This is a genomic window from Weissella sagaensis, from assembly GCF_005405285.1.
In the GTDB taxonomy this organism is placed as follows: Bacteria; Bacillota; Bacilli; order Lactobacillales; family Lactobacillaceae; genus Weissella; species Weissella sagaensis.
The window spans coordinates 128,963-151,769 of record NZ_BJDT01000005.1 but is presented as its reverse complement, the minus strand read 5'-3'; the positions used below and the strand labels follow the sequence as shown (position 1 = coordinate 151,769).

Annotated in this window: 35 protein-coding genes and 1 tRNA gene; 31 read left to right on the top strand and 5 right to left on the bottom strand. The window is 36.2% G+C overall.

The window, feature by feature from the left end:
* The first annotated feature begins 21 nt into the window (after positions 1-21).
* The 5 genes from FFM55_RS06615 (at position 22) to FFM55_RS06595 (ending at position 3,901) form a co-directional block, all read left to right on the top strand.
* Complete coding sequence (locus tag FFM55_RS06615) at positions 22-828, top strand: PTS mannose/fructose/sorbose transporter subunit IIC (protein ID WP_042492671.1); 807 nt, start codon at positions 22-24, stop codon at positions 826-828.
* Between the two features lie 19 nt (positions 829-847).
* On the top strand, positions 848-1,795 hold the full coding sequence (locus tag FFM55_RS06610; RefSeq protein ID WP_042492672.1) for a PTS system mannose/fructose/sorbose family transporter subunit IID: 948 nt from the start codon (positions 848-850) through the stop codon (positions 1,793-1,795).
* Between the two features lie 88 nt (positions 1,796-1,883).
* A complete protein-coding gene (locus FFM55_RS06605; protein WP_137600756.1) occupies positions 1,884-2,231 on the top strand; it encodes a DUF956 family protein in 348 nt (115 codons plus the stop codon).
* 27 nt (positions 2,232-2,258) lie between these two features.
* A complete protein-coding gene (locus FFM55_RS06600) occupies positions 2,259-2,930 on the top strand; it encodes a histidine phosphatase family protein (protein WP_042492674.1) in 672 nt (223 codons plus the stop codon).
* A 77-nt stretch (positions 2,931-3,007) separates the two neighbouring features.
* Positions 3,008-3,901, top strand: a complete 894-nt coding sequence (locus FFM55_RS06595; RefSeq protein WP_052348390.1) for a DNA/RNA non-specific endonuclease — start codon at positions 3,008-3,010, stop codon at positions 3,899-3,901.
* A gap of 511 nt (positions 3,902-4,412) precedes the next feature.
* On the opposite strand, the gene FFM55_RS06590 is transcribed toward FFM55_RS06595, so the two are convergent.
* The 4 genes from FFM55_RS06590 to FFM55_RS06575 form a co-directional block, all read right to left on the bottom strand.
* On the bottom strand, positions 4,413-5,498 hold the full coding sequence (locus tag FFM55_RS06590) for a site-specific integrase (protein ID WP_137600755.1): 1,086 nt from the start codon (positions 5,496-5,498) through the stop codon (positions 4,413-4,415).
* A 161-nt stretch (positions 5,499-5,659) separates the two neighbouring features.
* A complete protein-coding gene (locus FFM55_RS06585) occupies positions 5,660-6,313 on the bottom strand; it encodes an Ltp family lipoprotein (protein ID WP_137600754.1) in 654 nt (217 codons plus the stop codon).
* Positions 6,314-6,366: 53 nt separating this feature from the next.
* On the bottom strand, positions 6,367-6,846 hold the full coding sequence (locus tag FFM55_RS06580) for a hypothetical protein (protein ID WP_137600753.1): 480 nt from the start codon (positions 6,844-6,846) through the stop codon (positions 6,367-6,369).
* A gap of 9 nt (positions 6,847-6,855) precedes the next feature.
* Positions 6,856-7,203 (bottom strand): helix-turn-helix domain-containing protein, encoded by a 348-nt coding sequence (locus FFM55_RS06575; protein ID WP_137600752.1) that lies wholly within the window; start codon positions 7,201-7,203, stop codon positions 6,856-6,858.
* Positions 7,204-7,461: 258 nt separating this feature from the next.
* On the opposite strand from FFM55_RS06575, the gene FFM55_RS06570 reads away from it, so the two are divergent.
* Together FFM55_RS06570 and FFM55_RS09830 are read left to right on the top strand one after the other, a co-directional pair.
* Positions 7,462-7,692, top strand: a complete 231-nt coding sequence (locus tag FFM55_RS06570; protein WP_137600751.1) for an XRE family transcriptional regulator — start codon at positions 7,462-7,464, stop codon at positions 7,690-7,692.
* Between the two features lie 12 nt (positions 7,693-7,704).
* Positions 7,705-7,848 (top strand): hypothetical protein, encoded by a 144-nt coding sequence (locus FFM55_RS09830; protein WP_155982501.1) that lies wholly within the window; start codon positions 7,705-7,707, stop codon positions 7,846-7,848.
* A 4-nt stretch (positions 7,849-7,852) separates the two neighbouring features.
* Here FFM55_RS09830 and FFM55_RS06565 read toward each other — a convergent pair whose 3' ends face one another.
* Positions 7,853-8,065: a hypothetical protein gene (locus FFM55_RS06565; protein ID WP_042492679.1), complete on the bottom strand. Its 213-nt coding sequence runs from the start codon at positions 8,063-8,065 to the stop codon at positions 7,853-7,855.
* A 77-nt stretch (positions 8,066-8,142) separates the two neighbouring features.
* Here FFM55_RS06565 and FFM55_RS06560 point away from each other — a divergent pair, with 77 nt between their 5' ends.
* The 24 genes from FFM55_RS06560 (at position 8,143) to FFM55_RS06460 (ending at position 22,804) form a co-directional block, all read left to right on the top strand.
* Positions 8,143-8,904 (top strand): phage antirepressor, encoded by a 762-nt coding sequence (locus FFM55_RS06560; RefSeq protein ID WP_137600750.1) that lies wholly within the window; start codon positions 8,143-8,145, stop codon positions 8,902-8,904.
* 2 nt (positions 8,905-8,906) lie between these two features.
* Positions 8,907-9,308, top strand: coding sequence for a hypothetical protein (locus tag FFM55_RS06555; protein ID WP_042492682.1), 402 nt, complete (start codon positions 8,907-8,909; stop codon positions 9,306-9,308).
* 2 nt (positions 9,309-9,310) lie between these two features.
* A complete protein-coding gene (locus FFM55_RS06550; RefSeq protein ID WP_042492683.1) occupies positions 9,311-9,511 on the top strand; it encodes a hypothetical protein in 201 nt (66 codons plus the stop codon).
* 13 nt (positions 9,512-9,524) lie between these two features.
* Positions 9,525-9,758, top strand: coding sequence for a hypothetical protein (locus tag FFM55_RS06545; protein ID WP_137600749.1), 234 nt, complete (start codon positions 9,525-9,527; stop codon positions 9,756-9,758).
* Between the two features lie 199 nt (positions 9,759-9,957).
* Positions 9,958-10,146 carry a hypothetical protein gene (locus FFM55_RS06540; RefSeq protein WP_042492686.1) on the top strand — a complete coding sequence of 63 codons (189 nt, stop codon included), beginning with the start codon at positions 9,958-9,960 and terminating at the stop codon, positions 10,144-10,146.
* Entirely contained in the window at positions 10,139-10,558 is a 420-nt protein-coding gene (locus tag FFM55_RS06535; RefSeq protein WP_042492687.1) for a hypothetical protein, read from the top strand. Before FFM55_RS06540 ends, FFM55_RS06535 begins: the two co-directional genes overlap by 8 nt.
* 15 nt (positions 10,559-10,573) lie before the next feature.
* Positions 10,574-11,209 carry an ERF family protein gene (locus FFM55_RS06530; RefSeq protein WP_137600748.1) on the top strand — a complete coding sequence of 212 codons (636 nt, stop codon included), beginning with the start codon at positions 10,574-10,576 and terminating at the stop codon, positions 11,207-11,209.
* Positions 11,209-11,919 carry a putative HNHc nuclease gene (locus FFM55_RS06525; RefSeq protein ID WP_137600747.1) on the top strand — a complete coding sequence of 237 codons (711 nt, stop codon included), beginning with the start codon at positions 11,209-11,211 and terminating at the stop codon, positions 11,917-11,919. The genes FFM55_RS06530 and FFM55_RS06525 overlap by 1 nt, the downstream gene beginning before the upstream one ends.
* The gene (gene ssb / locus FFM55_RS06520) at positions 11,882-12,436 is read left to right on the top strand and encodes a single-stranded DNA-binding protein (protein ID WP_137600746.1); all 555 of its coding nucleotides are present in this window, start codon (positions 11,882-11,884) and stop codon (positions 12,434-12,436) included. Before FFM55_RS06525 ends, ssb begins: the two co-directional genes overlap by 38 nt.
* A gap of 9 nt (positions 12,437-12,445) precedes the next feature.
* Positions 12,446-13,291 (top strand): phage replisome organizer N-terminal domain-containing protein, encoded by an 846-nt coding sequence (locus FFM55_RS06515; protein ID WP_137600745.1) that lies wholly within the window; start codon positions 12,446-12,448, stop codon positions 13,289-13,291.
* Positions 13,292-13,297: 6 nt separating this feature from the next.
* Positions 13,298-14,038, top strand: coding sequence for a DnaA ATPase domain-containing protein (locus tag FFM55_RS06510; protein WP_137600744.1), 741 nt, complete (start codon positions 13,298-13,300; stop codon positions 14,036-14,038).
* Between the two features lie 2 nt (positions 14,039-14,040).
* The gene (locus tag FFM55_RS09825) at positions 14,041-14,199 is read left to right on the top strand and encodes a hypothetical protein (RefSeq protein ID WP_165206823.1); all 159 of its coding nucleotides are present in this window, start codon (positions 14,041-14,043) and stop codon (positions 14,197-14,199) included.
* Positions 14,199-14,651, top strand: coding sequence for a RusA family crossover junction endodeoxyribonuclease (locus FFM55_RS06505; RefSeq protein WP_137600743.1), 453 nt, complete (start codon positions 14,199-14,201; stop codon positions 14,649-14,651). The genes FFM55_RS09825 and FFM55_RS06505 overlap by 1 nt, the downstream gene beginning before the upstream one ends.
* The gene (locus FFM55_RS06500) at positions 14,632-15,018 is read left to right on the top strand and encodes a hypothetical protein (protein ID WP_137600742.1); all 387 of its coding nucleotides are present in this window, start codon (positions 14,632-14,634) and stop codon (positions 15,016-15,018) included. The genes FFM55_RS06505 and FFM55_RS06500 overlap by 20 nt, the downstream gene beginning before the upstream one ends.
* Before the next feature lie 245 nt (positions 15,019-15,263).
* Positions 15,264-16,115 (top strand): DNA adenine methylase, encoded by an 852-nt coding sequence (locus tag FFM55_RS06495; RefSeq protein ID WP_137600741.1) that lies wholly within the window; start codon positions 15,264-15,266, stop codon positions 16,113-16,115.
* A 24-nt stretch (positions 16,116-16,139) separates the two neighbouring features.
* Positions 16,140-17,444, top strand: a complete 1,305-nt coding sequence (locus tag FFM55_RS06490; RefSeq protein ID WP_137600740.1) for a type II restriction enzyme — start codon at positions 16,140-16,142, stop codon at positions 17,442-17,444.
* Between the two features lie 155 nt (positions 17,445-17,599).
* On the top strand, positions 17,600-18,043 hold the full coding sequence (locus FFM55_RS06485; protein ID WP_137600739.1) for a DUF722 domain-containing protein: 444 nt from the start codon (positions 17,600-17,602) through the stop codon (positions 18,041-18,043).
* Between the two features lie 350 nt (positions 18,044-18,393).
* Positions 18,394-18,451, top strand: a tRNA-OTHER gene (locus FFM55_RS09820).
* Positions 18,452-18,565: 114 nt separating this feature from the next.
* Positions 18,566-19,573: a hypothetical protein gene (locus FFM55_RS06480; RefSeq protein WP_137600738.1), complete on the top strand. Its 1,008-nt coding sequence runs from the start codon at positions 18,566-18,568 to the stop codon at positions 19,571-19,573.
* Positions 19,554-19,982, top strand: a complete 429-nt coding sequence (locus tag FFM55_RS06475; RefSeq protein WP_137600737.1) for a hypothetical protein — start codon at positions 19,554-19,556, stop codon at positions 19,980-19,982. Before FFM55_RS06480 ends, FFM55_RS06475 begins: the two co-directional genes overlap by 20 nt.
* Positions 19,983-20,115: 133 nt before the next feature.
* Positions 20,116-20,379, top strand: coding sequence for a hypothetical protein (locus FFM55_RS06470; protein ID WP_137600736.1), 264 nt, complete (start codon positions 20,116-20,118; stop codon positions 20,377-20,379).
* Positions 20,380-20,385: 6 nt separating this feature from the next.
* Positions 20,386-20,562, top strand: a complete 177-nt coding sequence (locus FFM55_RS09815; RefSeq protein WP_170999666.1) for a hypothetical protein — start codon at positions 20,386-20,388, stop codon at positions 20,560-20,562.
* 110 nt (positions 20,563-20,672) lie between these two features.
* Complete coding sequence (locus FFM55_RS06465) at positions 20,673-21,521, top strand: terminase small subunit (RefSeq protein WP_137600735.1); 849 nt, start codon at positions 20,673-20,675, stop codon at positions 21,519-21,521.
* A complete protein-coding gene (locus tag FFM55_RS06460; RefSeq protein WP_137600734.1) occupies positions 21,521-22,804 on the top strand; it encodes a PBSX family phage terminase large subunit in 1,284 nt (427 codons plus the stop codon). The genes FFM55_RS06465 and FFM55_RS06460 overlap by 1 nt, the downstream gene beginning before the upstream one ends.
* The last annotated feature ends 3 nt before the right edge of the window (positions 22,805-22,807 follow it).

Here is a 22,807-nt window from a genome sequence, read left to right as displayed (position 1 = left end):
AATTATTCGGGAGGATAACGCATGATTTCAGCGTTTTTCGTAGTTCTATTTGCATTCCTAGCAGGAATGGATGGGATTTTAGATCAATTTCAGTTTCACCAACCATTAGTAGCCGCCACATTAATTGGGCTAGCTAATGGTCATTTGACTGAAGGAATTATTCTTGGTGGAACATTACAAATGTTGGCGCTAGGTTGGATGAACATTGGAGCTGCTGTCGCACCCGATGCTGCCTTAGCATCAGCTGTTTCAGCCTACTTAGTTACTGGTCCAGCACAGGTTAGTGTTGACACTGGTATGGCAATTGCTATTCCTTTGGCTGTAGCTGGTCAAGTTTTGACAATTGGTGTTCGTACATTGACTGTTGCTTTGGCTCACATTGCTGACAAGCAAGCTGAAAAGGGAAGTTTGCGTGGTGTTGAAACAGTTCACTGGACAGCTTTGAGTCTACAAGGATTGCGTATTGCAATTCCTGTTATTATCGTCATGGCCGTTGGTGCTGGTCCTGTTAATGATGCATTGAATGCAATTCCTGATGTAATTACTAAGGGATTGGCGGTAGCCGGTGGATTTATTGTTGTCGTTGGATATGCAATGGTTATTAACATGATGGCTACTGCAGAACTATGGCCATTCTTCTTCTTGGGATTTGCATTATCAGCAGTTTCAGAACTAAACTTGATTGCTATGGGTATGATTGGTCTTGTATTGGCTTTGATTTACCTACAACTATCACCACGTTTTAACGGTGGTTCAGGAAATAGCGGTTCTGGAAAAGGTGGCTCAGGTAACGGCGACCCAATTGATACGATTTTAAATAATTACTAAGCTTGGAGGAAAGTACATCATGAGTGAAGAAACAAAGAATGAAGTTCACTTGACTAAAGGTGATCTTGTTAATACTTGGTGGCGTTCAACTTTCTTGCAAGCTGCATGGAATTATGAACGTATGCAAAACGTTGGATGGGCATTTTCAATGATTCCCGGTATCCGCCGTTTGTATAAAACAAAAGAAGATCGAGCTAGCGCTTTAAAGCGTCACTTGGAATTCTTTAATACACACCCTTATGTTGCATCACCAATTTTGGGTGTTCAATTAGCAATGGAAGAACAACGTGCTAATGGTGCAGAAATTAACGATGAAGCAATCAACGGTGTGAAGGTCGGAATGATGGGACCTTTGGCTGGTGTTGGTGATCCAATTTTTTGGGGAACTATGCGCCCTGTTCTAGGAGCGTTTGCTGCTGGTATGGCTCAAAGTGGCTCAGTTATGGGTCCAATCATTTTCTTCGTTGTTTGGAATCTTATTCGTATGTTGTTCCTATGGTATTCACAACAATTGGGATACCGTGAAGGGACGAATATTACGCAAGACTTGGCTGGTGGTGCCATGCAAAAAATTACCACTGGTGCCTCAATTCTAGGTATGTTTATCATGGGAGTGCTAGTTCCTCGTTGGACAACGATGAACTTCCCAATGGTAATGTCAAAGGTTAAGGTACAAGATGGTGCTGCAGCAGACATTCCAGGTTTGGCAAAAGCAATTAATGGTGGTGATGTTTCAGCCTCAAAGATTGCCGATGTTGTTGGTCAAATCCAGGGTGGTCAATCGTTGACAGCTTATAAAGTAACAACTTTGCAAGATACATTAGATCAATTATTGCCAGGCTTGGCACCATTATTGTTGATGTTCATTGTATTGTGGTTGCTACGTAAGCGTGTATCTGCTATTACGATTATCTTTGGTTTGTTCTTTGTTGGTATTTTGGCATATGCCTTTGGTATCATGGCATAAACTAATTTTAAATAAATTTGTTAAAATAAAAGATGAGACAGTGGATGATAAACTGTCCCATCTTTTTTTATTCAATGGGAGAAATGAAATGGTGCAAGGATTAAATTCAAATATTTTGTTAACAGGTAATGCTAATGCGATGATGTCACCAGTTAATATTCAACAAGGTCGAATATTTTATGGCGATCGTGGCATTGAGTTTCGCGCTAACACTGGTGGTGGATACATTCAAATTCCATGGCGTAATGTAGAATCTGTCAGCATGGAAATTATTTTAAATTTCTATTATCGTGGCTTTTTTGTAAAAACAACGGATGGTAAAACTTTTGAATTTGTTGGTGGCAAAGCTAAACAAGCCATTACAATTTTCAGAGATCATTTACAAGCTAACCAAATATTAAGACGTAAAGGAATTATGGAGCGTAAACGCAAGTAATTATTGTAAAGTATAGGGGGAAACATTATGAAGACGTTGCACTTATATGTTGTTCGTCATGGCAAGACATACTTTAATCGTTATAATAAATTACAAGGATGGGGTAATTCGCCATTAATGGCAGAGGGTATTAAAGATGCTCAAATCGCTGCACAAACTTTATCTAATGTAGATTTAAAAGCAGCGTATAGCTCGGATACAACTAGAGCGATGGATACGGCAAAAATAATTATTGATGGAAATAAAAATAAACAGCACTTACAATTAATTACAGCCTCAAACTTTCGTGAAGAATTTTATGGTAGTTTTGAGGGCTCTAATATGGATGTTGCTTGGACAAGCGCAGGCGCTTCAGTTGGTCTGAAAACGTATAAAGAAATTGTTGATGCATATGGTGTGGATAAAACCAAAGATTTATTAAAGGCGGCTGATCCGTGGCATGATGCGGAGAATAGTGAAGAATATTGGCAACGCGTAAATCAGGGATTTCAACGTATTTTAAATAATCCAATATTGGATGATGGTGATAGTGTTTTGTTAATTAGTCATGGTAATACTTTGATTTCTTTAGCTGATCGCTTTGGAGAAGGTAAAATTCAAGTTCATGAGCGTCCATTAAATGGCTCGATTGCACGTATGGAACTGAGTGCTGATGGGTTGACGATTTTAACGTATAACAATCAGCCTGTTCAGAATTAAGTGAATTAAAAATATGAAAAACGTAATAACTTTTTATGACGTGATATACTTATTCAGGTTATAAAAAGGAGATTCATATGGTTCACAAGAAAAAACAACGGACAAAGACAGTATCCATTAGCACTGTTGTGGTAGTTATTGGCGTCGCTATTTTACAACAGACAGGTGTTATTTCTGATATTGATAACAAGCTACAGCCTGCCGACACTAAAAGTAGTGTATCAAGTAATAAGATTAGTCAACCAACAGTTAATCTTAAAGATGGCATCAATTATGGTACTGTTTTTGATAAATATCCAAGTGAATCGTTAAGCAAGACGGTTCTAACAAATGATGTTGTTGCGCAATTAAAAGCGAATAAAGTAACCTTTAATAATACCGGTTCATATATCGTTAACGATGATAAAACAGATTTAAATGCAAACGTTAATGTAGCACCATATGTGCAATTATCATCCCAAGATGGTCTAGGAAGACCAAGAGTAGCTAATGCCTATTTAAACAAAAGTAGTCGACAATATCGTTCACGAGATGAAACAGGGAATTCAAAAACGATTAATCCGGTTGGTTGGCATCAAGCAACAATCGGAGGGACATATAATACTTTGTATAACCGGGGACATTTAATTGGATATGCTTTGGCCGGTAATATTAAATCATTTGATCCATCTGAGGCAAATCCACAAAATATAGCAACACAAACTGCCTGGGCTAATCAAGCATCGAATGGTAACGCAGAAAATACTGGTCAAAATTACTATGAAACGCAGGTTCGTCGGGCACTAGATGGTAATAAAAGGGTTCGTTATCGCGTAACACCAATTTATCATAATAATGACTTAGTACCGTCTGGTAATCATATGGAAGCTAAGTCAAGTGATGGACAGCTAGAGTTTAATGTCTTTGTGCCAAATGTTCAGCAGGGTGTAAAAATTGATTATGCAACAGGCGCTAGTACGCTGGTTAAATAAGCTGTTGACTAAATAATTCATGAAATTATGAAACGATTATCAAGCATCGATATTAATAGGTCGATGCTTTTTAAATACAACAATTAAAGGATTAAAAATGGTAATTTATCCCCTATAATTAGGCTATACAAAATAATTGACTAATTTAGAGTATGATATAAAGGTGGTGTTGATCGTTCTTTTGTAGTTTAGTGATGTTTTTAATTTAATGGGTTGCTGCTAATAAAATAAAATTAAAAAAACTGACTAAATCTTTAATGATTTAGTCAGTCAAATAAATTGGACACCAATTCGGCACTAGGTACAATGTGAATACCTTTATATCAACGTTTATAGCATCTATAAAATGGACCTGGGGGGAATTAGGATTGCTAGTTATAAATACTGTATGCATACTTAAAATGCTGTTATATCAACGTTTTGCGTTAATAAATAAATATCTCAATTACTATATTTTCCCGTGGCTTCCCGTGGTTTTCCAAAAAATTTGCCACTAGATTTGCCACTAAAATTATAGTTGTGATAACAATGAAATTGATTTTTGCTCTTCATGGGTTCTGGTCTTTTGTAATAGATGAGTATATATATCTAATGTCATGGTAATTGTTGAATGACCTAGTCTTTCAGAGACGTATTTAACATCAACATTATTTGAAAGTAACCAACTTGCGTGAGTATGTCTAAGACCATGAAAGGTAATCCTTTTAGGTGATTTAATTTCAATTAACACTTTCTGCAATTTTTTATTAGCAGCATTACTTGTTTGTGGCAAACCAGTTTCTTCATTACAAAATATGAAGTCATTATTGTTATGAACAGGAGACCATGCTTTTAAATCAATAATTAAATTGTTAGGAACACTTACCACACGATTAGATGATTTATTTTTTGTTTCTTTAATTTTGTGTGATACTTGATCCCATGCTTTGTTGATAGAAATAGAATTACTAGTTAAATCGCTCCAAGTTAAGGCGGCGACTTCTTCATATCTTGCGCCAGTATTTAACGCCATTATGATCATCATGTCGCTAACACTGCGTTCAAATATTGGAATGCTAGTTAAAAATTCAATCAACGCTTTCATTTGTGGTTCTTCTAAAAATTTTAAGTCTTTATTTTTTCCATCTTTTCCCGTATAAGTTAAACCAATTGTCGGGTCAGTGGAAATCAAACCATCATATAAAGCGCCTTTGATAGACTGCACTAGATATGTCTTAAGTTTTTTGACAGTACTAAAAGCGTAATCTTTTGCTAAGCCATTTAAGAAGCGTTGCAATATCGGACGCGTTAATTTAGCTAACGAAACATTGTTCAATCGTTTTGAATAAACGTTGTAAGCAAATTTATGCCAACGCTTTTGTGCATCACTCACGTCCGATCTATATAATTCACACCATGATTGGAAATAATCGGGGAAGGTCTGCTTACTATCAACTGTGAATTGACTAGTGGTTTTATCGGATTCTTGTTGTCTTATCCATGCTTTAGCGGCACTTTTGGTTGTAAAACCACCTTTGCTTTTTCTTCTATATTTACCTTTTTCTTTATATGATACACGGGCTAAGTACTTAGAGCCACGTTTTTCGATATCAGCCATAATTAGTTTAAACCTAACCTTTCATGTAAAAAATATAGATAGTTTAAAGACATATCCAGGTCTGGTATACTTAGATATGTAATTTAAGCGCACAAAACGCTTGTTAATATATGGAGCACGTACACTACTGTTTGGCGATAGGGGTGTACGTGTTTTTTTGTTTAGTCTCCTAAATGTTGAATTGCATAATCAGCCTCTTCAGGCGTAAATAATTCTCCAGTTTGAGAGGTTAATTGTTCTCTAATTTGTTCAGGACTTAAATTTTGTTGATTACGATAATCTTTAGCTTTATTCAAAGCATTCTTGTTGTAATCAGCTTTGAGATTATCAACAGCATATTGAGCTTCTTCTTCTGTAAATTTCTCTCCTGTGCTTGCTGTTAACTGTCGGCGAATGCCTTCTTTTGACATGTTTTGTTGCTTTGAGTAATCTTCAGCCTTTTTCAAAGCGTTTTTATTATAATCAGCTTTCAAATGATCTACTGCGTATTGTGCATCTTCTTGTGAAAACTTATCGCCAGTAGATGCAGTTAATTGAGCAAATATTGCTTGCTTTGACATGTGCATCATTGATGAGTATGTCTTAGCCTTTAGTAGGGCGCTTAATTGATTTTTACTTGCTCCTTTAGTATCAGCTTCTTCTGCGCTGCTAGAACTGTTAGCAGCTTTTGAAGCATCATTAGAGCTGTCATTACTAGTAGTAGTTTCGTCACTACCATTAATTGAACCAATTGCAATTAGCGCAACCAATACAATAACTACCCATACCCAAATTCTTTTGAAAAATGGTTTCTTTTGTTTCTTTTCCCGAGCCATTTTGCTCACTCCTTAAACAGCTTTTAACGTGAATCAGTCGTTGCACGTATGTGTTAATATTCATTTTCATAGTTCATTAATAATTGTTTTGGATCGTCATAAACAGCATCAATTACCATTTGATCATACCAGCTTGGTAAATTAAATAGATCCATCATTTTTGTCCAGTCACGGGCTTCATTTGGTAAATCTGCATACATTATTTTAGCAAATAAGTTAATTGCTCCTTGGTTTGCTGTTCGTTCCTCGTACTTCTTACAATAAAGAGAATATGAATAAGACTTAATGCTATCAATATCTACCGTTAAAAAATGTATAAATTCATGCCCTTTTCTATAGACAATTGGTTGGCTAACATTTGAATCTAGGTTAATCACCATTAAATTTCTAGACGGAATAATTAAGTCAGGATCATCAGTTGGAGCATGCACATATACCACTTCAATTCCAGCGTTGGTTATTTTATTATCAATAATATCTTCAAGCTCTTTAAGTTGACGTTCTTTTAATTTTTCAAAATAGAAATCATTCATATGTGTTCCTTATTTTAAGTTCTGTAAAATACCTAAAAGTATTTTTTTATATTCATCTGAAATCTCTTTTCCCTCGAATTGAAGCGAAGCACCTTCTTTACGTAATGCTTCAGAAAGTTCGATGGAATCCATTTTTTCAGGATTCTTTTTATTTGCATGCATATCGTCAGTATTACCTAATAGGTAGTCTACCGATACACCTAGAACGTCAGCAACTTTTGAAAGATTTTCAGCTGATGGCATTTTATTTTTCCAAGAGTAGATAATATTATTTTTTAGTTTCGCTGCATCATTCAATTGGTTGAGAGTTAAGCCACGTTCTTTTGCGGTTTGTTTAATTCGTTCAAATGTTGTCATTGTAAATTCTCCAAATTAAACGAAATAAATTTAAACTTTTGTTGTAAAAACGCTTGACGTAATTAAACTATAGTTATAAACTTAAGTCATTCAAGTAATAAGCAACAAAAAAACAAGCAATTATCAAATGTACTTTTGGCGAGGTAGACATGATAAATGTAGTGATTTATTGCGGTTTTTAACTATGCTTAAAGTTTAAACTTTAGTTATAAAAAAGTCAATGAATTTTACTTGAAAATTAAACGGGAGGTTAAACCTATGAGCATTAAGGAAGCAAACAAAACATTATTTGATGCACGTAAAGGATTTAAAGACTTCATCGAGTATAAGCAAATAAACGTTGAAGAACTTGCTAATCACATTGGTAGGACACAGTCTTACGTTTATCAATTGATGAACGGACAAGCAAATAATCGACAAGCATATGTATGCCTAAACAAGTTATTTACTTATACAAAATATGATGGCGAAAACTGGTTAGAACTATAAGGAGGCTTAAACATGGAAGAAACAAAAACAACTAACTGGTATGGTTTTAAACCAAAATATGTAGTTGGCAACATGAACAATGGAGACTTGTTATTTTACGGAAATAAAGCGTTTAGAAAAGAAAAAGGCATCCTTGAAGATATCAAGAATGCCTAAGAGGTTAGTAAGTCTCAATTTTCAACTCAAAAGTGCTGAATAAATCAACGTAATCTTTTGAGACTATTTGAAACAATTCATCACCGTTGGCAAAAGTAAACCGAGAAGCATTAGGGCTGCCAATCGTTTCAATTTTTCTACCTTCGGAAGATGGAGTTTCATATTTAAATTGAGTGTCTTTGTTTAGACGACGGTGGTAAAGGAACTCCTTATTCATTGTATGTCTCCTTTCATCAGGAACTAAGCAAATGAGCTAGTAAAACAATTATAACAACAAAGAAAGTAGGTGTAACCATGAGTAATGAAGTGCAGGTATTTAACTTTGAACAAATGAATGTTCGAACGGTAGAAATTGATGATGAAGTTTGGTTCGTAGCAGTAGATGTAGCAAAAGCATTAGAAATAAAAAATGTTTCAGATGCCTTGAAGAGATTGGACGATGACGAACGGGGTAGATTCAATCTAGGGCGTCAGGGTGAAACGAATGTCATTAGTGAAGCAGGTCTATATCGGTTTATTGGTGGCAGCCGTAAAAAAGAAGCTAAGCAATTTATGCGCTGGGTAAACCATGAAGTCTTGCCAAGCATTCGCAAACACGGAGCGTATCTAACTAACGACAAGATTGAAGAAATTTTATTAAATCCCGATACATTAATCAAGGTGGCGACTGAATTAAAAAATGAGCGAGAAAAGAATGTGTTGCTCACACAGCAGGTTTCAGAGTCACGACCTAAGGCTGATTATTATGACAAAATCATGCAATCAAAGTCATTAGTAACTATTACACAAATTGCAAAAGATTATGGTTGGTCAGCTAAGCAGATGAACAACAAGTTACACAGCTTAGCTGTGCAATACAAAATTGGCGGTCAATGGGTACTTTATTCAAAGTATCAAGACAAGGGATATACGTTCAGCACAACGGTTGACATCACTAAGAGAGATGGTAGTAGCGATGTAAAAATGAATACTAAATGGACACAAAAAGGACGTGTATTCATTTACAACTTGCTAAAAGTAGATGACATTTTACCAACAATTGAAAGAGAGAATTAATTATGACTAAATACAAATCACATCCAGCATTACAAACTAAACGCTATGTACCAGCAACAACGCTCGTACCTGATAAATACGACATCATTCAATTATCAAGCGAATTGCTGGTTGCCATGCATTCAGCTGATATCAACAGTCTGAAAGATGACACAACAGAAGATGTAAATCTAAGCGTGCACGTATCTGATACATTCGCTCAATTAACGCTTGCTATGGAAGATTTAGCTAAAGATATGGGCGAAACACCAAATTCAACAGAGCGTAATAAGGTTAATGATCCATATGGATTAGTCGACCAACTATTTGATGTCCTTGAAGAAACCGATAAGGAAGCCAAGCATGAACAGGCAAAAGAGTTCATGAATAGCTACTTAGATTATTTGAGTGATACAGGAGATTAGCTATGTCGAGACCAAAGCCAGAGATTCCCATTGAGCAACGCATTTGGTTAGATGGACCAACAGCAGCTGCATTACTGGGCTATGGAGAAGAAAAATTTCAAGAAATCAGGGAAGAAACTACGTTTGTAATGGCGGGCGTTGAAGTGAGAGATGGTAGGTTTTCTCAAAAATTACTGCGCAAGTGGGGCAACAGAGAAATATAGAAAGGAGATAGATATGAATTTCAGTGATATGAGCTTAGTGTTTCAAGCAATGTGGCTAATCATCAAATACATTGTACTGCCAGTGTTAGCAGTGAGTGGGGCACTTTGGTTGGTAATTGAGTATTGGGAAGCAATCAAGTACTGGTTGCGTATCAGTAGCCGAATAATCAGCTTGGCATTCTTGATGTTGGCTTGGTTAATCATTCGCTTGATTGACGGCAAAGAAGCAGCAGAAAAGCGCTTCTAAATTAAATCGGGTCAACTGTCGTCAAAGGCTGGTGTGAATAAAAAATTTGCACGATTTCATATACACGCCAGTCGTTGCAGGCAGTTGACCTGAGAAAGAAGAACAATAAAAAAAGTCTAAATATTGGAGTATTTAGACTTCTGGTAATTGAATTATCAACTGAAATTACCCTTTTATTCTAGCACGAAAGGAGCAACACATGCCAGAAGATTTAATTGACCCACCAAATGATGATGAGCCTTGGGGATATGACTTCGAGGGCGATGAGATTTATTTAGGTGATGAAGTAGTTGACGTTGAGGGAGTTAATGTTCCTATCGTCAAAGCAGCCGACTTCTTAGTGAGCAACTATGCAAAAGTAGATACGGAGGAATATAGGCATGGATGAATTACAAGCAATCGATACACACGTTGCAACAATTGTTACAACAGATGGCGAAATGGTGCCAGTTACACAATTAACCGTTAAAGATTTTGAGAATATGGACGATCGTACGCTTGAAGAAGTTAATTACCTTTTCAAGATTGCTGATAAAGCAAAGAAGGTAGCTAAGAAAGAGATAGACAAGCGCTTAGAAGCGGGTCATACATTTAGTCGGTACGTTCATAAAAATCGTAAATCTGATGAATTTGATGCAGATAACAACGATTTTAAAGCACAAATGATTTATAAATATGGTTATGATGCCGTACTAGTTAAAAGTCCTGCCAAGCTGAAAGAAAAGTTTGGTGATGTGATTAACGGTGATGTTGAACCACACATTGTGCATGGCACAAAGCCTTACGCCACTTGGGAATAATAATGAGGTGTCAAAATGACTGAAGAAAATACAACATATAGTGGGCTGTTTGAAGCTTTGTCAGCGCTACAAGATGCTATTGAGCAACCAAAAAAAGATGCAAGTAATCCAATGTTTAAATCATCATATGTCACGCTTGATGCAGTTATTGCATCAATCAATGCAGCTAAAAGAAAAGTGGGAGCTAAGATATTTTGGCACAACGAACCAAGAGAACGGGTTATGTGGACAGTAATTGACGGCTATGGTGAACGCTTAGAAATACAGGGCGCTCCTATTGCAGGAGATTTAGGCAATCGTGGTACTAACAGCGCACAAGCAGAAGGTTCAGCAGAGACATACGCTAGACGTTATTCGTTATCAATGGTGTTTGGCATTGCCAGTGATGTTGATGATGATGGTAATGCAGCGCCTAAAGGTCAACCAAAAGCACAACAAAAAACACAAAGCCAACCGAAAAATCAATTGAATTCAATGTTTGGTGGCGTATCAAAAGCGTTCAGAGACAAGAATGGCTTCACTGAAGAAGCAATGTATCAAGCAATTAGCCAACAATTTAATACAAACATTAATAGTTTCTACACGTTTAACAATCTAAATGATCAACAAAAGGAAGCAATTATTAATTGGCTGCGTGCAGGGATTAAGTAATGGATTTATGGGGACGTATAATAGCGGTCAAAGGTAATCAAATAGTGGTCTCACTAGAAAGCCAAGAAGAGTTAGCTAGTTTGTCCCTATTTACTACCGAGGAGCAACCGCAAGTTGTTGTGAACGTGCAAGATGAACGACATTTGAGTGTTTTGCAACGAAAAAAGGCATATGCCATTATCGGCGAAATTGCATCGTGGTCAGGCTATCTACCCGAGGAGCAAAAAGAGTGGATGAAGTATTTATTTACAGCTGAAACGGGCACATCACATTTTAGTTTTGCAAATACTGATATGACGACAGCCAGGCAATTCATCACGTTTCTACTGGAATATGCGCTTAAAAATCATGTGCCAATGACACACAGTGGACTGACTTATCAAGATGACTTAGATGCTTATATGTACCAGTCATTGAAATATCGGTCATGTGTGATTTGTGGCAAGCATGCAGATGTTCATCATCTTGACACTGTTGGCATGGGAAATGATAGAAATCTCGTTGATCACAGGCAAAAACATTTAATTGCTTTATGTCGTGAACATCATCAAGAGGCACATCAATTAGGCTGGCCAACATTTAAAAATAAATATCACGTAAAGGGCATTAAGTTAGATGCTCAAACGTTAAACAGATTAGGAATTATGACATACAAGCGAATGGAGGAAATCGATGATAAACAACGTCGTACTAACTGGCAGACTAACTAAGGACATGGAAGTTAAGTATACAAATTCAGGTAAAGCGGTGGCTAGTTCATCGGTAGCTGTGCAACGACAATATAGCAACGCAAACGGTGAACACGAGAGTGATTTTATCAACTTTGTAATTTGGGGTAAGTCAGCCGAGAACATGGCTAATATGACTGCTAAAGGTTCAATGATTGGGCTTGAAGGCAGTATCCAAACACGCAGCTATGATAACAACCAAGGTCAAAAAGTCTATGTCACAGAAGTGAATGTTCGAAACTTTAGCTTGCTAGAGAGCAAGGAACAAACCGAGCAACGCAAGCAAGGTCAGGGCAACTTCAATCAACAACAAGGTGGTTTTAATCAGCAACGACAGCAACGACAACAACCACAACAACAGCCTCAATCACAACAAGGTGGTTTCAATCAACAGCCACAGCAACAAGGCAACTTCAAGCAGCAACCACAGCAAGGTGCATATAGTCCTGAACAAATGTTTGGAACGCCTGAAAACTTTGAAAGTCAGTTACCGTTTTAGGGGGTCAGTATGACAAATAAACGTTATTTTTGGTTGAAACTACCTGAAGAATTTTTTAATCGTAAGGAAATTAAAGCATTGCGCAGAATTGCTGGTGGCGACACTTATACAGTTATTTATTTGAAGATGTTGCTAAAAAGCTTGCAAAGCGATGGCAAGTTATATTTCGAAGGCGTTGCAAATAACTTTATTGAAGAAATTGCATTGGATATTGATGAAGATATTGAAAACGTTCAAGTGACTGTAAATTACCTGCACAACAAGGGACTTTTAGTTGATAGCGGTAGTGATGAGGTAGAGCTAGTTTCAATGAAAAGTATGGTTGGTTCTGAAAGTTCATCTACCGAGCGTAAACGCAGACAAAGAGAACGAGAACGTCAAACGCTGATTGAACGTGACAATGTCACACCTAAGTCACGACAGGGTCACGTAGAGATAGAGAAAGAGTTAGATATAGATAAAGAGATAGAGACAGAGGGAGAGATAGAGAAGAAACAATCCCACCCAACCGCCACCGTTCGACAACAGTTGTCTGATGCAATTGAAAAGAATGGTTTCTCATTAGTTCTAACACCTTTCCAGTCTGAAAACTTATTAGCTTATGTAGAAGATGACCATATGGAAGTTGGTGTTGTTGTCAGGTCATTGGAAGAAGCATCTAACAATGGCAAACGTAATTACAACTATGTTCGTGCAATCTTAGAAAACAAATTAAAAGAAGGTATCACGACAGTTGCTAAATGGGATGCAAGTAAACGTGATTTTCAAGAACGTAGAAATGCTAACCAAGTACCCAAAAATGAAGAAAGTGCTGAATGGGCAAGGGAAATGGAAGAGCATTGGAAAGGTAACTAGTGTGATATGGGTAATTTATCAGAAGCTATGGAAAAATTACATGAATTTGCGCTATCAAAAGGTACTTTAAAAGCTATGCCTACCCAAGCAGAAATTGCAGAGAAAAAACGATTGGAACACGATGCAATTATTAAAAGTTGGCAAGCGCAAGAGCGTGCTAAGTATTTCAAAGCTAGTCTTTGGGGTGATGAAGCAGAACGATCATTCACATTTCAAGATTGGGAGCCTGCTATGCAAGGCGAAAATGAGCAGACAGCCAGAAACGTGGCTAATCAAGCGTATAAGGTCATGAAAGAGTTGGATGGACAATTATTCAACGTCATGCTTTATGGCAAAGCAGGGACGGGGAAAACGTCCTTAGCGTTAGCAATTATCAGCGGGCTATCAGAAGAACGTTCAAAGATGTTTGTTTCGCTTGTCGAATGGCGAGATATGACCTATCAATCATTTCATGATGAAAAGCTGCAGCAGAAGTTAGCAGTGATTGAGAAATACATGCGTGAAGTTGATGTGCTGGTTCTTGATGATTTTGGGAAAGAAACGCAAAAGGAAGCCAAAGAAAAAGTAGCAGGCATGTTATTTAGATTGGCTGATGCCCGCAAAGGCAAAGCAACGATTATGACTTCAAATGATAATGCAGTTGCATTAGCTAATAAATACGACAATGCAACACTTTCTAGGTTAATTCCTAAGAACCCACAGCATGTCATTGCTATGAATAAATTAAGAGACGTCAGGGAGGTGTAGCAATGGACGAAGAAACGTTATACGAGCTGCATGCTCATGTATTTGGCGAAGATAGGTATTGGGGCGCCATGCCCTGGGAGCGCGTTGGCTATATGAAAAAGTATTTAGCTAGTGTTTATCCGATTTCGATTGATGACATCACGATAGTGAGGGCAAATTAATGGCTAAGTTAATCATCCCCTTAACAGCATTCATGATTCCTAAGCATGGGAAGCTAGTAAAAGTAACGTTGAATGAATGGATTAATGTACACGGCGTTAAAAACGGCATGGGACGACACATTGCAGCAGGATATAAGAAGCGTATTCAATCAAAGATTGTGGCAATTGTCGACCAAGCGATGGTTGACGGATTAGGTCCGATTGATAAAAATACCAAATTTCAACTTGATTGGTATTTCCCCAATCGCAGAACTGACTTAGACAACTGGACATTCACGCATAAATTCATTTTAGACGGGTTTCAAGAGGCTTCTGTACGTGGCAAGGTGTTTTTACCTAACGATAATTTGACGTACGTAGCGAGCCTACATGACGATTTCAGGGGTATTGATAAAGACAACCCCCGAGTTGAAATAGATTGGAGTAATAAAAATGAAGAGTTCGAGAGTTAACATAAGTCCGACTGCTTATGAAGCACGTTATAAAAAGTTTGTTGAACTTTGGAATAGAGGGCTATCAAAAAAAGAAATAGCTAATGAACTGCATATTGGTGTTCACATTGTTGATGGTGAAAATTACCAAAAGCGCCTTGAAACCGCAAACGGTATGTATGAACTACGTGAGAGTAAAGTCGATAATTTAAAGATAGATAGAACCAAAATGATGAATTTGGTTCATAAATTGGAACATCGATATCATATTGGCGAGTTCACAAAGGACCAGTATGGGCGTGGTTACACAATTAGATTTGATGATGCAACTATACCCAATGATGATCCCGATTATATCGAGTTACAAAAGGTAGTTCACGCAAATTAGAACAAACAGCCGAGGGTGAAAAGACTGAAAGCCCGTATGAAAATGACAGCTGAAGTGGTCGCAAGTGGAAACGATTTATACGAGTTGTTAAGCGCTTATCAAGGTAAGGCATATTAGATCATGAAAGTTAAATCATTGAGTGATCTGGAGTAATGGTAAAATATAAATTTAGTTAAACTTAATTGATTAGTTAACCTGTAAATTGTATTATGTAGTAAATAACTGTTTTAGAATAGGTGGATAAAATGAATAAAAACCCACTGGTGAAGCCATTTGTAAAATGGGCGGGCGGTAAACGACAGCTACTGCCACAAATTAACGAGAACACACCAAAGAATTTTAAGAAATATTATGAGCCATTTGTTGGTGGTGGAGCTGTTTTCTTAGACAAACAATTGAAAAAAGTAGTGATAAATGATTTTAATTCAGAGTTAACGAACGCTTATCAAGTAGTTAAAGACTCAAGTGAAGAACTCTTAAAATTATTAGAGACACATAGTGAAAATAATTCTAGTGACTATTATTATCAAGTTCGAGCTTGGGACCGGGACGGTACTCTAGAGACTAAAAGTGAAGTGGAACGTGCAGCAAGATTTATTTACCTAAACAAAACTGGGTTCAATGGCTTATTTAGAGTTAATAGTCATGGTCAAGTTAATGTTCCATATGGTAAATATAAAAATCCAGCAATTGTAAATGAAGCCGTAATTAGAGCTGTCTCAAAGTACTTACAAAAAAGTGACATCACGATTTTAAATGGTGATTATGGTGAATCATTGAAAGACGTTAAGAAAAACGACTTTGTATATTTGGATCCGCCTTATGCTGATGTAACTAACGATAAGAAAAGCTTTGTTGGTTATACACTAAACGGATTCGGAGATGAAGAACAAGAACGTTTGCGAGATGTATTTAAAGAATTAGACGCAAAGGGCGCGTATGTCATGATGTCTAATTCATCGACTTCTTACATTCACGAGCTATACAAAGAGTACAGTGAAACAACTAGAATTGTAAAAGCAAAAAGAGCCATTAACAGTAAAGCTAGTGGTCGAGGGGCAGTAGATGAGGTCTTGATTATGAATTATAAGATCTAATCTACTTGGTTAAGGGATATAAATATGGCTAAGAAAAAGAATTTAACAGAGGACGCTTGGGAAAAAATATTTGATGAATATAGAATTTTAGATAACTTGAAAAAAGACAAGATAGTTAAAATTGAAGCTACAGATATAAAAAAGTATAGAGAACCCAGGTTGATGACTAAATTTGATTCGGACAAAGCACGTCCTGAAATATTTAGGGAAAATAGTCTATCTATACTACCAGACACAAGAGGAACCTATGTTATTGGCAAGTTCGAGGCATATAGTGCATTGGAATATCAAGATGATGTAAAGCCAATATCTGTTAATATTCCAGAATATATTAGAACATTTGATGAATTTGATGTTACATCTGAGTCTGTAGCGTTAAATGTTGCACAAATGACTGGTATGATTGATACGGTTTTACAGAATAATGATGTGCAAATGTTCCCAGCTGCGGCGACTATTACCGGCAGGCTCAAAAGCGGTCCGTTTTCTTACTCAATAAATGTAAAAGATGACAATAACGGTAAGTACAATTTTTCTGTGAATAACAGTCAAGTAGAGATAGACGCTGGTTATGAAACTGGCGACAAGCTTGCAATTATTGAAGCTAAGAACCATATTCCTGAAAATTTTATGGTTAGGCAGCTATATTACCCATATCGAATCTTTGACAATTTAAATACTGATAAGAAGGTTATGCCAATATACTTTACGCACTCAGATGGTATATATGCATTTCATATTTTTGAATTTACTGACTTGAATAACTATTCAAGCATTAATAAAGTGCAGCAAATTAATTTTATTGTTGATCATTACTTGGATATATCTATCGAAGTTATCATGCAACTTGCAAAGGAAATTCCGATCGTAAAGTCGAATGATAACAATGTTCAGTTTCCACAAGCCGATAATTTTAACCGAGTATTAGATTTGCTTAACAAGGTAGATGGTACGACTACTGGAAATGAAGTGACTAAACTATATGAGTTTAACCGTCGACAAAGTAACTATTATATCAGTGCACTGATGTATATAGGATTATTACAAAAAGTTGAGGGCACCTATAAATATGAGTTGACTGAAATTGGTAGACAAATCAAGAGACTTCCAAACAGTAATTCTAGAAATATGCTAATTATAAGGCAACTACTTCAAGATGAGTGCATTAATATAGCATTTCAGGAATTTATTATGCACAGCGATATTGATAAAGATTGGGTCGCTAAGCTGTTATTAGATAGAGTGTCAACAGTTAACGAATCCACTGCAACCCGAAGAGCTGGAACCGTTATATCATGGATAAAATGGATCGTAAGTGTATCTGCATAATCGCAAAATGCATTGAATAATTCAAAGTAAATATTAAAATGATTAGCCGTTACAGAAATGTAGTAGCTTTTTATTTTGTCCAATGTATTCCATTTTAGAATACATAAAATAAATGTTATAATTATGGAATAGATAAAACATGAGAGAGGTGCGACATGGCTGACAAGTTGGATAAGGTATTGAGTGATTATTTTACAGGGCGATTAGATATGAACATTAATATGCGTAAACTAGAATTAAAATACAACGCTGATAGCGTGCCGGACGAGAATATCGGTGGTGGTCGTAAACAAAATGATTACAACAATCCGATTGAGTCAGCTATGATACGTGAAGAGAATGACCAATATTTAAAAGACTTACGTTATCAAAAGGAAATGATTGAGATGATGTTAAGCACAACACTAGATTGTCGTAAGCGTGTGCTAGTTGCCAAGTATAAATACAATGAAAAGTGGATAAAGATTTCACAAAAAGAACATGTTGATGAACGTACAGTTAGGGCGTGGCGAGATGATTTTAAAGAGGTGATTGGCATTTGGCTAGGGAGCAGTGTCAGAACCATGACCCGATTTCGACCCACATTAGTTCCAGCTTAATACCGTTTTGAGCTAATAATAGGCGCATAATATGTAGTGTGGAAAGTTGGTTAATTAATCCTCAGTCGCTAAATTGGCGCTTTCTTAATATGCTTGCAACAACGACTAACCAATGATTCACAGCAAGCGTGGCGGAATAGGTAGACGCAGTAAATACCAGTGTTGAATAGGCACATACCAGTGATTTATTCGTTGTTAGGTGCAAATCCTAACCGCTTGCATGCCACAAAGGAAAGTATTGAATGACTGTCTCGCACACTATAAGGCAAGGCAGAATACTAGTTATCATTTCGATACTAGTTGTGGATAAAATGATAGTTATCATCACAAGGTGCGTTACTATGGTTGGTGAGAGCCTAGTTCAGTTGGTAGAGCCGTTGGTCGTGGGTTCGAACCCCACAGTTCTCTCTAGTTGTTTCTAAAATTAAAACAACTAAATCTATATTATATTTTAGGCGAGTTTACAGCTTGCTTTTTTTATTACATAATTAAAAAAAATATAATTATGGAGAATACTGGGATATGGCAGAAAAAGAGGCGAAATCTAAGAAGGTTAGTTTTTATCAATTACAGCAAGGAAAGAGAGAAAGTAGTCAATTCTCACTTCGGTCAAAATTAGACAATATTTATCGTAATTTTCAAAATAAAACGTATAATAATGTGAATGAGTTAGAAATTAAAGATGTTACATATTATATTTCGGCCATAAAAAAAATTCCATTAGAAGGTTTTATAAATTTGGGAGGAGATAGTGAAGAATGGTATTCTTATGCAATAAATATTGCGAATGTCGATTCTACACAGGAAGTGAAATATGGGAACCTTAGCAAGGTCATAGACGAACGAGAGGAAATCATAGACTTGAGCGAAGAGGATATCGATATGTCTCAAGTTGGCCCATTGTTTGACACTCAGCTTTTAATTGATCCATTTTATTCAATTGTGTGTATTAGTCGAACAATTGGTGGTACTAATATGTGGGCACTAAAAAAGTTCTTGTCAAGAATTTTTGGAGAAGATGGGGAGGATGTTCATGGAATAAAATTTGCGTTTATTCCGGATGAAAAGTCGATAGATAATTTAGAAAATTTGACACTAATACAGTCACTTAGTTTTGAAGTGGCTAAAACAGGAGACGCAGAAAGTGAAATTGATGATTCTCGGTCAGAACTTGGAGATATTAAATTAGCAAATAAATTGAATGGAGATGAATATGAATTTCGAATTAAATCTACTAAACTTAATAAAGCTGGAGTAATGGCTAAAATTAAAAGTTTAGGCGAAGATAAAGCCTTTGATAAAGTGAAATCAATAAATGTCGAGGGAATTGATAATGGTGTAGAGGTTATGTATGATTTATTAGCTAATAAATTATCATACTCCGGATTTATAGAATATGATAAATTTAAAGGGTTAACAATTTTAGATAACTTTAATTACCTAGGCAAAGCATATGCAATTAAGGGAGACTTCATTACAAAAAATCTTCCAATTTGCGAAGGTGATAGTTATGAAAGACAGAATCAATAGAAATAAATATGCAATATTATTTGGTATAGTAGCATTTGGGTTGACTATTAAATTTGAAGTTACACCGCATAATATTAACAATTTTATAGATGTTATGTCTAATTTATTATCTTTTTCAAGCATGACGACTGCTATTTTGGTTGCTATGTTGGTATTCGTACCTAAATTATCAATAGGGCCATTGAAAGTATTAAGAACGGATAAAAAATTTTTAGATAGAATATTAATTACTACAGAATTATATTTTTTATTGTCTGTTTCTGCATTAGTATCTGTATCTTTATTTGATAAAACTACACAAACACTATTTTCAACACTTATATTAGGAATTGTGTTTAGTTTATTTGTGAGTTCATTAGTAGAAACAATATATATATCTATGGTATTGAGTAAAACAATTCATTTATAAAATAAAAACTAACTAGGATTAACAAATCTAGGGGAAAATATTTTTAATTCTATTAAGACGAAATATTATTAATTGCAAAGGCAACGATTACTAAATCGCTGTCTTTTTATTTTGCACTGAAAGAGGTATTGATATGGATTTTGCGAAAATGTTGCAATCTAAATTAGAACAAGCAATTGCTAATGGCGATAAGAAAGTGGATATAACCGTTGGTGATGAAGTTATTGGCTGTGTTGATTTATCTATCTATTACATGTTAATTGAAGCTATTCAAATTGGTGTAAAAAAGGAAAGAAATAATTTGAATGAAACAGAACTTATGAAATTAGTGGGCAACTTTACTGCTAAATATTCTGACCAGTTATTTCATTTTGAATTATTTGATGAAAGCGAGTAATAACACATGAATACAAAAAAATTAATGTGGGTGTGTCTTTGGTTTTTCTCAACAATATCGATAAGTATAATAGCTGAAATAGTTATGCATTTTAAAACAATTGATGATTATACGATTGGCTATTTTGCCGGAGCACTTGTAGCAATTGCGTATTATGAAATGGTTCATGGCAGGGGCAAGTAAATGGCAAATGAATGGTACCGCAGAATAGAAAACGAAATCATCAGCAACATTGATAATAAGAAAAAGAAAGCTGTTAAAGCACAAAAGAAAAAGCGAGGTGGTGATATGTAATGACCGAGAAGTGGGAAAATGCTGAAGAAGACTACAATGTCGGTATGAAGTATAAAGATATTGCCAATAAATACAATGTTGCTTTAAGCACAGTTAAGAGTTGGAAACAACGTTATAGCTGGTCTAGAAATAAGGATGCACCATCCCAAAAAGGTACGCGTACAAAATCAAAAAGTACGCATACAAAAAATAAAGTGGAACAGGTCGTTGATGAACTAGCTGATAGCGACTTAACTGATAAGCAAAAAGCTTTTGTTATCGAGTATGTGAGACTTTTCAACGCAACGCAAGCGTATATAAATGTGTATGATGTGGACTATGACACAGCAATGGTTAATGGTTCTAGAATGCTAAGAAATGCTAAGGTACAATCACTTATTCAGGGTATGAGGCAAGCACGTTTACATGACCTAGGCGCTAATAAAGAAGATGTGTTAGCTGAACTAATGAAGCAATCATTTTCAGATATTGGCGATTATTTGGACTTTGGTGCTTATGATGTTTTAGCAACTGATAACGAAGGGAATGTAAAGTTGGATGCTGACGATAATCCCGTTAAGCATCATCAATCATGGGTGCAACTCAAAGACAAATCAAAGGTTGATACGAGCCTAATCAAAAAGGTATCAATAGGTCGTGATGGTGTTGTCCTTGATTTGTACGATAAACAGGCTGCGCAAAAGAAACTGCTTGAAGAGTTAAATAAACTAACACCTGATGATATGCAAAATGCACAGGTGCGCAAGCTGACTGCTGAAGCTGATATTGCTGAAAAGAAATCTGAGTTGTTAAGTGGTGGCAGTGGCGAAGTCACAATCAATATTGAACCATTTAAGGAGGATATCTAATGACAACAATTGATTGGAAACTTCCTGAAATGGTAAGTGGTGCATATGCCCCATTGTTCAACAGTAAGATGCGTTATATAGCTTATAAGGGCAGTCGTGGTAGTGGTAAAAGCGAGGCAACAGCGACTAAGGTTATTTATGATATTGTTACGAAACCTTATGTTAATTGGTTGGTGTTGAGGCGATACGCAAATACTAATCGGCAAAGTACATTTACTTTGTTGCAAAAAGTTGCTAATCGTATGGGTGTTGGTAATCTATTCCAATTCAATGGATCGTTGCCCGAGATAACTTATAAGCCGACAGGGCAAAAGATATTGTTTCGTGGCGCCGATAAACCACTATCAATTACATCTATTTCGGTTGAAACGGGTAACTTATGTAGATTGTGGGTGGAAGAAAGCTATCAGTTGGAACTTGAAGAGGCTTTTAATACAGTTGATGAGTCAATGCGTGGAATTATAAATGACCCAAATGGCTTTTATCAAACAGTATTAACCTTTAATCCATGGAATGAACACCATTGGCTTAAGAAGCGTTTCTTTGATGAAAAGACAAAGGTAGCTAATTCGTTATCGCTAACAACGACTTACAAAGATAACCCATTCTTAGACCAAGACTACGTTAATAGCTTGTTAGAAATGACTAAGCGTAACCCAAGACGTTCTAGGGTAGCTGTTTATGGCGACTGGGGTATTGCTGAAGGACTTATTTATGAAAATACAGTGGTTGAACAATTTGATATTAAAGAAGTAATTAAAGGTGCTCATGTGGTGCGTGGTATGGACTGGGGCTTTGGTCCTGACCCAACAGCATTTATTGAATTGGCGGTGAATACTAAGACTAAAGATGTTTACATATTCAACGAAATGTACAAGCAACATATGCTAACCAACGACATATTGAAGTGGCTATTAAACAATGGTTATCAACGTGCTGAGATTAGAGCTGATTATGCCAGTGGTGGTGACCGTATGATACAGGAGTTACGCAACAAAGGTATTCCTCATATGACAAGAGCACATAAATACGAAATCTTATTTGGTGTTACTTATTTACAAGACTTTAAGATACATGTATTGCCTAAGTGCCAACATACGATCAAAGAATTGAACGCTTATGTTTATGACAAAAATAAGCAAGGCGAATGGATAAGTAAACCTGTTGATAGGGATAACCATTTAATGGACTCAATGAGATACGCCGTTGAACCATTGATTATGTCACGCAAGAGCACGACAGACAGAATGGAAGCATTTAAACAATTAGGATTAGGGAGGTGAGTA

Excerpts from the sequence above, each read along its gene's own strand:
- FFM55_RS06615 (WP_042492671.1), top strand. The coding sequence starts at position 22 with ATGATTTCAGCGTTTTTCGTAGTTCTATTTGCATTCCTAGCAGGAATG.
- FFM55_RS06610 (WP_042492672.1), top strand. The coding sequence starts at position 848 with ATGAGTGAAGAAACAAAGAATGAAGTTCACTTGACTAAAGGTGATCTT.
- FFM55_RS06605 (WP_137600756.1), top strand. The coding sequence starts at position 1,884 with ATGGTGCAAGGATTAAATTCAAATATTTTGTTAACAGGTAATGCTAAT.
- FFM55_RS06600 (WP_042492674.1), top strand. The coding sequence starts at position 2,259 with ATGAAGACGTTGCACTTATATGTTGTTCGTCATGGCAAGACATACTTT.
- FFM55_RS06595 (WP_052348390.1), top strand. The coding sequence starts at position 3,008 with ATGGTTCACAAGAAAAAACAACGGACAAAGACAGTATCCATTAGCACT.
- FFM55_RS06590 (WP_137600755.1), bottom strand. The coding sequence starts at position 5,498 with ATGGCTGATATCGAAAAACGTGGCTCTAAGTACTTAGCCCGTGTATCA.
- FFM55_RS06585 (WP_137600754.1), bottom strand. The coding sequence starts at position 6,313 with ATGGCTCGGGAAAAGAAACAAAAGAAACCATTTTTCAAAAGAATTTGG.
- FFM55_RS06580 (WP_137600753.1), bottom strand. The coding sequence starts at position 6,846 with ATGAATGATTTCTATTTTGAAAAATTAAAAGAACGTCAACTTAAAGAG.
- FFM55_RS06575 (WP_137600752.1), bottom strand. The coding sequence starts at position 7,203 with ATGACAACATTTGAACGAATTAAACAAACCGCAAAAGAACGTGGCTTA.
- FFM55_RS06570 (WP_137600751.1), top strand. The coding sequence starts at position 7,462 with ATGAGCATTAAGGAAGCAAACAAAACATTATTTGATGCACGTAAAGGA.
- FFM55_RS09830 (WP_155982501.1), top strand. The coding sequence starts at position 7,705 with ATGGAAGAAACAAAAACAACTAACTGGTATGGTTTTAAACCAAAATAT.
- FFM55_RS06565 (WP_042492679.1), bottom strand. The coding sequence starts at position 8,065 with ATGAATAAGGAGTTCCTTTACCACCGTCGTCTAAACAAAGACACTCAA.
- FFM55_RS06560 (WP_137600750.1), top strand. The coding sequence starts at position 8,143 with ATGAGTAATGAAGTGCAGGTATTTAACTTTGAACAAATGAATGTTCGA.
- FFM55_RS06555 (WP_042492682.1), top strand. The coding sequence starts at position 8,907 with ATGACTAAATACAAATCACATCCAGCATTACAAACTAAACGCTATGTA.
- FFM55_RS06550 (WP_042492683.1), top strand. The coding sequence starts at position 9,311 with ATGTCGAGACCAAAGCCAGAGATTCCCATTGAGCAACGCATTTGGTTA.
- FFM55_RS06545 (WP_137600749.1), top strand. The coding sequence starts at position 9,525 with ATGAATTTCAGTGATATGAGCTTAGTGTTTCAAGCAATGTGGCTAATC.
- FFM55_RS06540 (WP_042492686.1), top strand. The coding sequence starts at position 9,958 with ATGCCAGAAGATTTAATTGACCCACCAAATGATGATGAGCCTTGGGGA.
- FFM55_RS06535 (WP_042492687.1), top strand. The coding sequence starts at position 10,139 with ATGGATGAATTACAAGCAATCGATACACACGTTGCAACAATTGTTACA.
- FFM55_RS06530 (WP_137600748.1), top strand. The coding sequence starts at position 10,574 with ATGACTGAAGAAAATACAACATATAGTGGGCTGTTTGAAGCTTTGTCA.
- FFM55_RS06525 (WP_137600747.1), top strand. The coding sequence starts at position 11,209 with ATGGATTTATGGGGACGTATAATAGCGGTCAAAGGTAATCAAATAGTG.
- ssb (WP_137600746.1), top strand. The coding sequence starts at position 11,882 with ATGATAAACAACGTCGTACTAACTGGCAGACTAACTAAGGACATGGAA.
- FFM55_RS06515 (WP_137600745.1), top strand. The coding sequence starts at position 12,446 with ATGACAAATAAACGTTATTTTTGGTTGAAACTACCTGAAGAATTTTTT.
- FFM55_RS06510 (WP_137600744.1), top strand. The coding sequence starts at position 13,298 with ATGGGTAATTTATCAGAAGCTATGGAAAAATTACATGAATTTGCGCTA.
- FFM55_RS09825 (WP_165206823.1), top strand. The coding sequence starts at position 14,041 with ATGGACGAAGAAACGTTATACGAGCTGCATGCTCATGTATTTGGCGAA.
- FFM55_RS06505 (WP_137600743.1), top strand. The coding sequence starts at position 14,199 with ATGGCTAAGTTAATCATCCCCTTAACAGCATTCATGATTCCTAAGCAT.
- FFM55_RS06500 (WP_137600742.1), top strand. The coding sequence starts at position 14,632 with ATGAAGAGTTCGAGAGTTAACATAAGTCCGACTGCTTATGAAGCACGT.
- FFM55_RS06495 (WP_137600741.1), top strand. The coding sequence starts at position 15,264 with ATGAATAAAAACCCACTGGTGAAGCCATTTGTAAAATGGGCGGGCGGT.
- FFM55_RS06490 (WP_137600740.1), top strand. The coding sequence starts at position 16,140 with ATGGCTAAGAAAAAGAATTTAACAGAGGACGCTTGGGAAAAAATATTT.
- FFM55_RS06485 (WP_137600739.1), top strand. The coding sequence starts at position 17,600 with ATGGCTGACAAGTTGGATAAGGTATTGAGTGATTATTTTACAGGGCGA.
- FFM55_RS06480 (WP_137600738.1), top strand. The coding sequence starts at position 18,566 with ATGGCAGAAAAAGAGGCGAAATCTAAGAAGGTTAGTTTTTATCAATTA.
- FFM55_RS06475 (WP_137600737.1), top strand. The coding sequence starts at position 19,554 with ATGAAAGACAGAATCAATAGAAATAAATATGCAATATTATTTGGTATA.
- FFM55_RS06470 (WP_137600736.1), top strand. The coding sequence starts at position 20,116 with ATGGATTTTGCGAAAATGTTGCAATCTAAATTAGAACAAGCAATTGCT.
- FFM55_RS09815 (WP_170999666.1), top strand. The coding sequence starts at position 20,386 with ATGAATACAAAAAAATTAATGTGGGTGTGTCTTTGGTTTTTCTCAACA.
- FFM55_RS06465 (WP_137600735.1), top strand. The coding sequence starts at position 20,673 with ATGACCGAGAAGTGGGAAAATGCTGAAGAAGACTACAATGTCGGTATG.
- FFM55_RS06460 (WP_137600734.1), top strand. The coding sequence starts at position 21,521 with ATGACAACAATTGATTGGAAACTTCCTGAAATGGTAAGTGGTGCATAT.